Genomic DNA, 11,988 nt, shown 5'->3' with positions numbered 1-11,988 from the left:
GCAACTGCCCGCCCTCGTCGGGTTGCTGGTCGTCGCGTCCGGCTGCGCGCTGAGTCTGGGCACGCCCTGGGTTCCGCCGCACCGGCTGCCGGGCGCGCTGCTGGACGGGGACGCCTCGCTCGCCGGGATCGTCGTCGGCGAACTGCGCCTGCCCCGGCTGGTGCTGGCGCTCGTCGCCGGTGCCTGCCTGGGCGCGGCGGGCCTCGTCCTGCAGGAGGCGCTGCGCAATCCGCTGGCCGTGCCCGAGATGCTGGGCGTCTCCTCGGGGGCAGCGCTGGGCGTCGCCGCGCCGCTCGTGCTGGCCGTGTCCCTGCCCGCCGTCGTCCAGCCGCTGCTCGCCATCGCCGGGGCCGTGCTGGGCGGCGGAATCACGCTGCTCGCGGCCGGGTTGGGGCGCAGCCCGTCCGCGGTGCTGCTGACCGGGGCCGCCGTCGCCGCCGCGTTGCAGGCCGCGCTGCTGGTCCTCATGGTGATGGCCGACCAGCTCGACCTCCAGCTCATCTACCGCTACCTGCTCGGCTCCCTCTCCGGGCGCACCTGGGACGACGTCACCGGACTGTGGCCGTGGCTGCTCGTGGCCGTCCCGGCGCTCGTGCTGTGCGCGCCGGTGCTCTCGGTGCTGCGGCTCGGCGACGAGGACGCCGAGGCGCTGGGTGTCCGGGCGCGGCGGGCCCGGTTCGCCGCGCTGGCCATCGCCGTCGTGCTGATCGCGCCCGTGACGGCCGTGTGCGGGCCGGTGGCCTGGGTGGGTTTCCTCGCCCCGCATCTGACGCGCCGGCTCGCTCCGGCCGCCGACGCGGTGCGGTGGCTGCCCTGGTCGGCGGCGTGGGGCGCGGTCGTGGTGGCCGTCGCCGACGTCCCGGCCCGCCTCGCACTCGCGCCCGTCGAGACGCCGGCCGGTGCCTGGACGGCGCTGCTCGGCGTGCCCGCCGGGGTCGCGCTGCTGCGGTCGGGCGGGCCGAGGCGCACGTCGAAACGACCCGTGGCGAACCGGAAGGGGGAGTTCGGGTGATCCGGCGTTTCACCGTGCTCGGCGCGCTGCTCCTCGTGTGCGCCTGCGTCGAGTTGCTCGCCGGGCGGGGCATGTCCCCGGCCGTGGCGTGGGACGTCCTCGGTGGAGGCGGCGACCCGACCGAGCGGCACATCTTCTTCCAACTCCGGCTGCCCAGACTGCTGGTGGCCCTCGGAGCGGGGGCCTGCCTGGGGGTCGCCGGTCTCGTCCTGCAGTCCGCGCTGCGCAACCCCCTCGCCGGACCCGAGGTCACGGGCGTGACACCGGGCGCGGTGCTCGGAGCCGTCACGGCGACCGGCCTCGGGCTCGCGGGCTGGGAGTCGCCCCTCGCCGTGGTCGTCGCCGCATGCGCGGGGGGCTGCACCGGGGCCGCGCTGCTGTGGCTGCTCGCCGGGCGCGGCGGGGGCGATCCGGCGCAGACCGCCGTGCACGGGGTGCTCGTGTCGGCGGTGCTCGGCGGGCTCACCGCCATGGTGCTGCTGGTCGCGCCGGGCGAGCTGGGCAGCGTCGTCCAGTGGCTCGTCGGCACGACCGAGGGCCGGGTGTGGCAGCACTGGCACCTGCTGTGGCCGTGGGCGCTCGTCTGGGGTGCCGCGGCGTGGCTGCTGGCCGGTCCGCTGACCCTGCTGCGCTGCGGGGACGAACTCGCCTCCGCCGCCGGGCTGTCCACGGCACGCGCCCGGACCGCCGCCCTGCTGTGCGCGGTGGCGCTGACGGCCGGAGCGGTGGCCGCGGTCGGCGCGCTCGGCTTCGTCGGGCTCCTCGTGCCGCACGTCGCGGTGAGCGTCCTCGGCGCCGACCTGCGCGTGGCGCTGCCCGGCGCCGCTCTCACCGGGGCGGTGGTGGTGTGCGGGGCGGACGCGGCGGCACAGCTCGTGTCCCGGCTGCTGGCGGTCGCGCTGGACACCACGCGGCTCACGGTGCCGGTCGGCGCGCTCACCACCTGCATCGGTGCCGCGCTGCTGCTGATCGTCGTGCGCCGCGCGCCCGGCCAGACCTTCTGACGTCGACGGAGGACAGAGCATGACCGAACCCGTGGGGATCCGCGTCGAGGGAGCCCACTTCGGCTACCCCGGCAGACCCGTGCTGCGTGGCGTCGACATGACCGTCGGGCCGGGTGAGCTGACCGCCCTCATCGGCCTCAACGGCTGCGGCAAGTCGACGCTCCTCAGGCTCGCCGCCGGCCTCCTGCGCCCCGACGAGGGGCGTGTCCTGCTCGGCGGTGACGACCTGTCCCGGCTCTCCCGGCGGGACACGGCCCGGCGCGTCGCGCTGCTGCACCAGTCGGCGCCGGCCGTACCCGGCATGACGGTGCGTCAACTGGTCCGCCAGGGCCGGTACGCGGCACGCGGCCCGCTCGGGATGCTGCGCGAGGGCGACGACCCGGTCGTACGGCGGGCGCTGCGTGACGTGGGCGTGGAGCAGTGGGCCGAGCGGCCCGTCGACGCGCTGTCCGGCGGTGAGCGGCAGCGCGTCAGGCTCGCCATGGCGCTCGCCCAGGACACCCGGGTCCTGCTGCTCGACGAGCCGACCACCTATCTGGACCTGCACCACCAGCTCGACGTGCTGCGCACCGTGGTGCGGCTGCGTGAGGAGCGCGGGCTCACCGTCGTGATGGTGCTGCACGACCTCGCGCACGCGGCCCGGTTCGCCGAGCGGATCGTGGCGCTGCGGGACGGGCGTGTGGTGGCCGACGGGGCGCCGAAGGAGGTCGTCACGCCCGCGCTGCTGGCGGACGTCCTCCAGGTGGCGGGCCGGGTGGGCACGGACCCCGAGGGCGGCTGGCCGGTGTGTTACCCGGATCACCCTCTGCCCCCTAGTAAATGATAATCATATTCATTAGTGTGAGCTGCGCGGTGCTCGACCGAACACCGCATCTCCCTTCATCACAAGGAGAGTTCATGGACAACGAGCAGATCTTCACCCCGATCGCCGACCCCGGCCAGCTGGCCCACGACTCGGCCTCCCACTCCAACGCCCTCGTCGAGAACCCCTTCGACGACACCGAGGAGTGACCGAGGGATAACCCCCTCGCTCCGACCGTGGGCCCGCCCGTTGCCTTCCGGGCGGGCCCACGCCCTCCTTCCAGGCCTTCCCGACAGGAGAATCCGACGTGTCGCCCAGTCAGCTCGCCCCCGGTGTAGAGGTCGTCGCCGTACCCGGACGAGGGCTCGCCGTCCGTACGGCGGACGGGGAGTTCCTCGGCGTGCGCACCGGCGACACGGACACCGGCACCCTGCTCGCCCGGCTCGCCGGAACGGCGACCGGCACCACCGACGCCGAACTCGACCGGCTCGTGCGGGCCTTCGCCGACGCCGGGTACCTCACCGAGGAGCCGGACACCGGAGCCTGGCCCGCCGAACGCCGCGACGTGCGGCTGGTGGGCGACGCCGAACTGACCGAACCGCTCGCCGCACACCTGCGCACGGCCGGCGCCGAGCCGCGCCCCGTGTCGCCCGGTGAGGCGCTCGACGGAACGCCCGCCGCGGTCGTGTGGTGCCTCAACGGGCCCGTACCGGACGGCCTGTGGGACACCGCCGACCGGCTGCCCGAACGCGGGACCGCCTGGCTGCGCTGCCACCGCGAGGGCTGGCAGGCCTACGTCGAACCCCTCGCGGCCACCCCCGGAGACGTCACCTCGGCCCACGTCCGCGCCCGCCGCCTCGCCGCCACACCCGCGCACCGCGAACTGGACGCCTACTGGAGCGGACCGCGCACGTCCGGTGCGCCCTTCCGGCTCACCCCGCCCGCGGCCGGGACGATCGCCGCGCTGCTGGCCGACGACCTCACCCGGTGGGCCACCGGCACACCCGACGCCGCCGGACTGCCCGCCCGGCGCCGGCTGCGGACCGTCGACCTGCGCACGCTGACCGTCACCGCACACCCCGTGCTGCCCGTCCCCGCCGTGGCCCCCATGCCGAAGAGGGCCGCATGACGACACCCCGCACCGTCGCCGTCGACGGACTCGCCACCGACGTACGACTCCCGGACGGCGAAGGACCCTTCCCCGCCGTCCTCGTCCGCACGCCCTACGACCGGCGGCGCCACCGCGCCGAGTCGCGCGGCTGGGCCCGGCGCGGTTTCGCCGCGGTCGTCCAGGACGTACGCGGCCGGCACGCGTCGCCGGGGCAGTGGCGCCCCTACGCCACCGAGGCCGCCGACGGGGCCGCGACCGCCCGCTGGATCCGCCGGCAGCCCTGGAGCGACGGGCGACTGGTCGCGGCGGGCGCCTCCTACGCCGGTCACTGCGCTCTGGCGCTCGCGCTGGACGGGCCCGAGGACGCCCGTCCCGACGCCGTCGTCGCCGCCGTGCCCGCACCCGGCGCCGCCGACACCGCCCGCGAACCCTCCGGCGTGGAACGCCTGGCGGCCCGCGCCGGATGGTGGGCCGCGCACGGCGACCGGCGCGACTCCGACGAACACGCCCTGGGCAAAGCCCTCGCGACCGACCCCGGCCTCCTCACACATCTGCCGCTGACCGGCCTCCCGGCACGGCTCGGCCGCGACCTGCCCTCCTGGCCGGGACTGTGGCGCCACCGCGAACGCGGCCGGCTCGCCGCGCGGGCGGCCGGTGCCGGAATGCCCCTGCTCGCCGTGGGCGGCCACCACGACCACTTCGCCGAGGACACCCTCGACCTGTGGCGCCGCTGGGGCGGACCCTCGGCGCGCCTGCTGATGGGTCCCTGGGGGCACGGCCTGGTCGCCGAGCCCGGTGCCGACGCCGGGCCGGAACACCGGGTGAGCCTCGGCGAGCTCTACGCGGGCTGGGCCCGCCTCGCCCTCGCCGGCCGGCTCGCCCCCGGGCGCGGCGGTGCCCTCGCGCTCGGCGGCAGCACGCTGTGGCTGCCCGCCGGCACGGAGGGCGAGCCGTACACCCCCGCCCTGCGGACGCTGCGCGGCGCCTCCTTCACCGCCGAACCCGACCGGCCCGTGCCGTCCGACGATCTCACCGTCCCCGCCGACGGCACACCCGACCGCTGCCTCCTCGCCACGCCGCCGCTGCCGCGCCCGCTGGATGTCCTCGGACCCGCCGAGGTGCGGCTGCGCGCCTCCGCCGACACCGCCTGCGCCGACTGGTTCGCGCGGCTCGTGGCGGTCCGATCCGACGGCGTGGCCGAACGGCTCGCCGTCGGTGCCGTACGACGCGCCGACCACCCGGCGCGGGCCGCGGAGTTCACCGTCCCGCTCGGTCCGCTCGCCCGGCGGCTGACGGCCGGGACCCGGCTGCGCCTGGAGATCGCCGGACACCACTTCCCGGCGCACGCCCGCAATCCGCACACCGGCGACGACCCGGTCACGGCCACCCGGCTGCTCGCCTCCCGCCGCGACGTCGACGCCGCGGCGGTGGCGTTGCGGCTGCCCGTGCTCCGGTCCCGTCCCACCCCCACCGATCCCGTACAGGAGATCCTGCGATGACGGCGCTGCCGCCGGAAGCCCTGGTCGACCCGCTCTGCGGAATCGTCCGCAAGATCAAGCCCGTCGAGCACCCCGCGGGCGCGCCGCCCCGCTACACCGCGCTCACCGCCGAGATCGCCGACGCGCGCAGGCTCGGCCTGTGGCCCGCCGACCGGGTGTCGCTCGGCACCACCTTCGGCGACCCCGAGGGCGCCAGGATCGCCGCGCTGGCGGAGGGCGTCGAGCGCTACTGCGGCAACCGCGTCCCGCCGCCCGGCCACCCCGACGCGCCGCTGCGCGCCACCGCCGACGAACTGGCCGCGAAGGGCCTGCGGTTGTACGGGCCGGACGAACTGCCCGCCTACGCCGACTGGCAGTACGGCAGGGAAGGGTTCCCCTACCGGCCCCTCACCCCCGACACGCCCGCCCTGTGGGCCCGCGGCACCGAGCGGCTGCCCGGCGGGGAGAGCGCCGAGGTCTGGGCGCCCGTCGCGCTCACCCACCTCAACTGGCGGCAGGGCGAGCTGCGTTCGCTGCCCCGCACCCATCACCTCAACTACGCGGGCATAGCCACCGGCCAGGGATTCGACGACGCGGTCGAGCGCGGCCTGCTGGAGACCGTCGAACGTGACGCCCTCGAACTGTGGTGGCACCTCGACGGCCCGACCCGCGGCATCGACCCGGCCAGCGTCCCCGGCCTCACCGACGACCTCGCAGGCTCCGCGCTCGACGTGTGGCTCGTTGAGATGCCGTCGGAGTTCGCGCCCTGCATGGCCGCGCTCGTGCACGATCCCCGACTCGGGCTGTACGCCGCCGGGTTCGCCTGCAAGTACGATCCGGCCGAGGCCGCCCGCAAGGCCGTCCTCGAAGCCGTCCACACCTGGGTCTTCACCCAGGGTCTCACCGGCCCCGACGGGTGGGTCTTCCAGGCCGTCGAGGCAGGACTGCTCGCCCGCGGCCTCTACCTGGACCACCGCGCCGACGGCCGCTATCTCGACGCGTGCGGCCCGCACTTCGAGCACGTGCGGGACCTGGGCGCGCACGTCCAGGTGTGGCTGGACGAACGGATGGCGCCCGAGGCCCGCCGGTTCACCGAACCGGCCCACGGCGTCGTCCCCGTCGACGCGGTCGAACCCGGCAGCCGGGACCGGCTGGAGCGGGCCCTGCGCGACGGCGGCCACCGCGTCATGACGTTCGACCTGACCACCGAGGACGTCGCCGAGACGACGCTGCGCGTCGCCCGCGTCCTGGTGTCCGGGCTGATACCCAACGCCCCCGCGGCGTTCGCCTACTTGGGCAGCCCGCGGTTCGCCGAGGCCGCCGCCGCCCGGGGCTGGCGGACGACCGCCCCGAGCGCGCCGGAGGACTTCTCGCTGGCTCCTCCGCCGCACATGTGAGGCCTCCCGTGGATCTCGTCACCACCCTCGCCCGCGCCCGTTCCGCCGAGGTGCCCGGCCCGGACACGCCCGCCGGGGCCGCCGTCCGCGCCTGGCCCGGCCCGCCGCGTCCCGTCCCGGACAACGGCCCGGGGGAACTGCCGCTGGAGCGACTGCTCCGGCTGTCCCTGGCGGCCGCCGACCGCACCGGACGGCTCCGCCCCGCCCCGTCCGCGGGCGCGCTGCACCCCGTGGACACCGAACTCGTCGTGGGCCCGCGCTGCCCCCTGCCGCCCGGGCGCTACGGCTACGACCCGGTGGCCCACCGCGTACACCACCTCGCGCCCGCCGACGCCCCGCCCGGGGTGACGGTGGAGCTCCGGGTCACCCCGCAACGCACCGTCTCCCACTACGGACACCGCGCCTGGCCGCTGGTGCTGCTGGACACCGGGCACGCCGCGGCGGCCGTGTGGGCGGCGGCACGGGCGGTGGGCGCGGGGCCGGCGGTGCCCCGGATGGACTTGAACGAAGACGGGGACCGGCCCGGGGACGGGAGCGGGTTCGGGGCATTGCCCGGGGAGGGACCTCTGGCCGCTGTGCACGTGCCGCCGCCGGAAGGGCACCCGGTGGCGGAGGCTGGGGTTCCGGTGTCCGGGGGAGTGGTGTCCGGGTCGGAAGGGCTGCCCGTGGCGGTGCCCTCGGACCCGGCGTCCGGCGGAACGTCGTTTCCGGCGGTGGAGGGCGCGGTGTCCGGGTCGGAGGGGCGGTCGGTGGCGGTGCCCTCGGTCCCGGTGTCCGGCGGAACGTCGTTTCCGGCGGTGGAGGGCGCGGTGTCCGGGTCGGAGGGGCGGTCGGTGGCGGTGTCCTCGGTCCCGGTGTCCGGCGGAACGTCGTTTCCGGCGGTGGGGGACACGTCGCCGGTACGTCCGCCCCGGGTCCCCGGGTGCGGATCACCGGCGCCCCGGGCGGTCGATGCGCCCGGCCCCGGTGATCTCCTGGCCCGTCGCAGCGCCGCGCCGCCCCTGACCGGCGCCCCGCCCCCCGACGCCCTCCGCGCCGTCCTGGCCGCCGCCGAGGCGGCGGGTGCCGGTGAGCTCGGCTGGTGTGTCGCCGTCGGTGAACCCCGACCCGGACTGGTCGAGTCGGCGGGCGACGGCACCCTGCGGCGGCTGGCCGCCGGGGACGCCCGGCCCACGCTCGCCCGCTGGGCCGCCGGGCAGGCCTGGCTCGCGGACGCCGGCGCCGTGCTGCTCGCCCACGGATGCCCCGACGACGCCGACGCCCGCCACATCCGCCGCGCCCACCTGCACGCCGGGTTCGCCGTCCACATGGCTCACCTGACCGCCGTACGACTGGGCCTGGCGGCCCGGCCCGTCGGCTCCTGGCAGCGCGCGGATCTCGGCGCCGCGCTCGGAGCCGCGCCGGGGCGGGACTGGGTCGTGCACGGCCTGGTCCTCGGCACCGTTCACCCCGAGGAGACAACCCCGTGATCGTCCACCCCGAGCTGCGCCGCGCCGCACGGCACGCCCGTCGCCCGCTGCTCACGGCCACCCTGCTGCAGGGCGCCGTCACCCTCACCCATCTCGCCCAGGCGGTCCTGCTCGCCGTCGCGCTGGCCGGAGTCGCCCGCGGCGAAACGGACGGGCTCCCGCCGCTGCTCGGGGCTGTCCTCGGCGTCGTCGTCGCCCGCGCCGTGCTCGCCTCCTGGCAGCGGCGCACCGCCACCCGCGCCGGGGCCCGGGTCCGGGTGAGACTGCGCGACGAACTCGTCGCCCACCTCGGCCGCCTCGGCGCCGCCCATCTGACCACCGCGCGCGCCGGCGCCGTCCGCACCACCCTGGTCGACGGGGTGGAAGGCGTCGACGCCTACGTCTCGCGCTACCTGCCCCAGCTCATGGTCACCCTCGCCGTGCCGCCCCTGCTGCTGGCCGCGCTGGCCGTCGTGGAACCGGCCGTGCTGCTCGGCCTCGTGCCCGCGCTGCTGCTCGCCCTCGCCGGACCGCGCGCCTGGGACCGGCTGCTCGCCGAGCGCGGCAAGGAACACTGGGACACCTACGAAGGCCTCGGCGCCGACTATCTGGAAGCCCTGCAGGGCATGCCCGCGCTGCGTGCCGCCGGGGCCGTGGGCCGGACCCGGCAGCGGCTGGAGGAACGCTCGGCGGCACTGCACCGGGCCACCGTCGCCAAGCTCCGCGTCTCCCTGGTCGACACCGGCATCACCGATCTGGCCATCCAGGGCGGCACCGTCGCCGCCGCGCTGCTCGCCTGCTGGTCGGCCGTCACCGGGGCCGGTACCGCGACGGGCACCTATCTGATGCTGCTGCTGGCCTCCGAGTGCTTCCGTCCCGTGCGCGACCTGTCCCGCGAGTGGCACGCCGGGTACCTGGGCGTGTCGGCGGCGGACGGGCTGGCCGCCCTGCGCACCGCCGAGCCCGCCGTCCCCGACACCGGGACGGTGGGGGCGCGGTGGTCGGAACCGCCCGAAGTGCGCTTCGAGGACGTGGAGTTCGGCTACGAAGGCGGCGCGGGGACGCCGGCCGTGCGCGGCGTCACCTTCGTGGCCGAGGCCGGGCGCACCACCGCCGTCGTCGGCCCCTCGGGGGCCGGCAAGTCCACCCTGCTCGCCCTGCTGCTGCGCCACCGCGCCCCGCAGCGCGGCCGGATCACCGTCGCCGGCCGGGACGTCGCCGACCACACGCTCGACTCGCTGCGCCGGGGCATCGCCGTCGTCTCCCAGGAGACGTACCTCTTCCACGCCTCCATCGCCGACAACCTGCGCCTGGCCCGGCCGGACGCCACCGACGACGAACTCGTCCGCGCGGCACGGACCGCCGGCATCCACGACGAGATCACCGCGCTCCCCGACGGCTACGCCACCGTCCTCGGCGAACGCGGCGCCACCCTGTCCGGCGGGCAGCGGCAGCGGCTCGCCCTCGCACGGGCCCTGCTGGCCGACGCGCCCGTGCTGGTCCTGGACGAGGCCACCAGCGCCGTGGACGAACGCCGTGAGGCGGACATCGTCCGCGAACTGCTGAACGCGGCCGGCGGCCGGACCGTCCTGGTCGTCGCCCACCGGCTCGCCGCCGTCCGGCACGCCGACCGCATCGTGGTCCTCGATGGCGGCCGGGTGGACGCCGTCGGAACCCACGACGCCCTGGTAGGGGCCGGAGGCGTCTACACGGAGCTCGTCCGGGCGGGCCGCACCCATGAAGGAGAGCTCACCGCATGAGCAGCAGCACCACTCGTCCCGGCGCCGTCACCTCCCCCGGGCAGCCCGCGCGCGGCTCCCTGCGCGGGCTGCTGCCCGCGCTCGCCGGGCACCGGGGCATGATGGCGCGCACGTGCCTCGCCGCACTGGTCGAACAGGCGTCCCTGGTGGCCCTGTTGACGCTCGCCGCGCACACCGTCGGAACCGCCGTGGTCGAAGGGCGCGGACCCTCGTCCGTCACCGTGACCGCGCTCGTCGTCCTCGCCCTCCTCCGCGCTCTGACGACCTGGCACGAGATGGACCTCTCGCACGACCTGGCCTACCGGGTGCTGGCCGGGCTGCGCGTGCGGGTCTTCGACGGGCTCGCCCGCAGCGCGCCCGCCCGGGTGGCCGGCCGGCGCAGCGGCGACCTGGCCGCCACCGCCATGGCCGACGTGGAGGCCCTGGAGTTCTTCTACGCCCACACCACCGCCCAACTCCTGGCGTCCGGAGCGGTGTTCGCGGCAGGCGGGACCGTGCTGGCCGCGGTCGAGCCGTGGCTGCTCGTGGCCGTGCTGCCGGTCGCCGCACTGCTGGCCGCCGCGCCCTTCGCGGACGCGCGCGGGCGTGCGACGCGCGGCGCGCGCACCCGGGAGGCCGCCACGAAACTCTCGGCCGACACCGTGGAGACCGTCGACGGGCTGCGCGAACTGCTCGCGTTCGGACGGCTCGCCGAGCGGCGCGCGCTCCTCGCCGAACAGGGCCGCAGGGTGGGCGCCGCGCAGCGCGCCGAGGCCGGCCGGGAGGCGACGGCCGCTGCGGCCCGGGACCTGCTCATCGTCCTCGCGGTCCTCGGCGTGGTGGCCGCCGCCGCGCAGTCCGTGACGTCCGGACGGCTGCACGGCGCGTGGGCCCCCGCCGCGATGGCGCTCGCCCTGGCGGTACTGGGCCCGGTCGCCGAGTCGGCGCGGGCGCTGAGCCAGGCCGTGGCGCTGCGCGCCGCCGCGGCGCGGGTCGGCGCGGCCCTCGACGCCCCCGCCCTCGCCCCGCCGCCCGCCGCGCCCCGCCCGCTGCCCCCCGGGCCGCTGGGGGTCGCCCTGCGCGGCGTGCGCTTCGGCTACGGGGGACGACCGGTGCTGGACGGCGTCGACCTGACGGTTCCCCCCGGACGGACACTCGCCCTGGTCGGCGCCTCGGGCGCCGGCAAGTCGACCTGCGCCCATCTGCTGGCCCGCTTCTGGGACCCGGCCTCGGGCGCCGTCCTGCTGCTGCCCGCGGACGGCGCCCCCGTCGACCTGCGCGATCTGGCCGACGCCGAACTGCGCCGCGCCCTCGCCGTGGTGGGCCAGGACACGCCCCTCTTCCACGGCACCCTCGCCGAGAACCTGCGCCTGTCCGCCCCGGACGCCGACGACGAGTCGCTCGCGGCGACGGCCCGGCTGTGCGGCGTCGACCGGATCGCCCCGCTGGACTCCCTCGTCGGGGAGCGCGGCGGCACGCTGTCCGGCGGTCAGCGCGCCCGGATCGCCCTCGCCCGTGCCCTGCTGGCGCGGCCCAGGGTCCTCGTGCTCGACGAGACGACCGCCCATCTGGACAACTCGGGCGACGCCCAACTCGCCGCCGCCCTCGGCCGGGGCGAGCGCACGACGATCGTCATCGCCCACCGGCCCGCCACCATCCGCCGCGCCGACCGCATCGCCGTCCTCGAGAACGGCCGCATCGCGGAGGAGGGCACCTGGCACGAGCTCACCGCCCGCCCCGACAGCGCCCTCAACCGGGTCCTGACGGTCGCCCCGTCCTGACGCGGAGGACGGCGGCCGTGGGACACCTCACCGGCGTGCGGTGATCGCCGCCGGAATCCCTGTCGGCGCACGGTGTTCGCCGGCGGGAACCGTCACCGGCGTGCGGTGATCGCCGACGGAACTGCCCATCGGCGCAGAGGGTTTCACGACGGGAATTCCATCGGCGCACGGTGTTCGCCGACGGGAGCCCTCACCGGCGCACCGTGTTCGCCACGG

9 protein-coding genes and 1 pseudogene are annotated in these 11,988 nt (G+C 76.9%); all 10 read left to right on the top strand.

The genetic code is table 11. The features are described from left to right. The first annotated feature begins 25 nt into the window (after positions 1–25). The 10 genes and pseudogenes from QC282_RS02830 (at position 26) to QC282_RS02785 (ending at position 11,772) form a co-directional block, all read left to right on the top strand. Entirely contained in the window at positions 26–1,012 is a 987-nt protein-coding gene (locus tag QC282_RS02830) for an iron ABC transporter permease (RefSeq protein WP_279547770.1), read from the top strand. Continuing rightward, positions 1,009–2,016: an iron ABC transporter permease gene (locus tag QC282_RS02825; RefSeq protein WP_279547553.1), complete on the top strand. Its 1,008-nt coding sequence runs from the start codon at positions 1,009–1,011 to the stop codon at positions 2,014–2,016. The genes QC282_RS02830 and QC282_RS02825 overlap by 4 nt, the downstream gene beginning before the upstream one ends. A gap of 19 nt (positions 2,017–2,035) precedes the next feature. Then, positions 2,036–2,855: pseudogene (locus QC282_RS02820) on the top strand (ABC transporter ATP-binding protein). 58 nt (positions 2,856–2,913) lie between these two features. Further along, the gene (amiA, locus tag QC282_RS02815; protein ID WP_279547552.1) at positions 2,914–3,027 is read left to right on the top strand and encodes a streptamidine family RiPP; all 114 of its coding nucleotides are present in this window, start codon (positions 2,914–2,916) and stop codon (positions 3,025–3,027) included. A 98-nt stretch (positions 3,028–3,125) separates the two neighbouring features. After that, positions 3,126–3,947, top strand: coding sequence for a hypothetical protein (locus tag QC282_RS02810; RefSeq protein ID WP_279547551.1), 822 nt, complete (start codon positions 3,126–3,128; stop codon positions 3,945–3,947). Next, positions 3,944–5,428, top strand: coding sequence for a CocE/NonD family hydrolase (locus tag QC282_RS02805; RefSeq protein WP_279547550.1), 1,485 nt, complete (start codon positions 3,944–3,946; stop codon positions 5,426–5,428). Before QC282_RS02810 ends, QC282_RS02805 begins: the two co-directional genes overlap by 4 nt. Next, positions 5,425–6,804, top strand: a complete 1,380-nt coding sequence (locus tag QC282_RS02800; protein WP_279547549.1) for a YcaO-like family protein — start codon at positions 5,425–5,427, stop codon at positions 6,802–6,804. The genes QC282_RS02805 and QC282_RS02800 overlap by 4 nt, the downstream gene beginning before the upstream one ends. Positions 6,805–6,812: 8 nt before the next feature. After that, positions 6,813–8,273 carry a nitroreductase gene (locus QC282_RS02795; RefSeq protein ID WP_279547548.1) on the top strand — a complete coding sequence of 487 codons (1,461 nt, stop codon included), beginning with the start codon at positions 6,813–6,815 and terminating at the stop codon, positions 8,271–8,273. Continuing rightward, positions 8,270–10,012 (top strand): ABC transporter ATP-binding protein/permease, encoded by a 1,743-nt coding sequence (locus QC282_RS02790; protein ID WP_279547547.1) that lies wholly within the window; start codon positions 8,270–8,272, stop codon positions 10,010–10,012. Before QC282_RS02795 ends, QC282_RS02790 begins: the two co-directional genes overlap by 4 nt. Further along, positions 10,009–11,772, top strand: a complete 1,764-nt coding sequence (locus tag QC282_RS02785) for an ABC transporter ATP-binding protein/permease (RefSeq protein ID WP_279547546.1) — start codon at positions 10,009–10,011, stop codon at positions 11,770–11,772. Before QC282_RS02790 ends, QC282_RS02785 begins: the two co-directional genes overlap by 4 nt. The last annotated feature ends 216 nt before the right edge of the window (positions 11,773–11,988 follow it).

Source organism: Streptomyces sp. DH24 (assembly GCF_029813775.1).
Lineage (GTDB): Bacteria > Actinomycetota > Actinomycetes > Streptomycetales > Streptomycetaceae > Streptomyces.
This window is presented reverse-complemented; position numbering and strand designations above follow the sequence as displayed.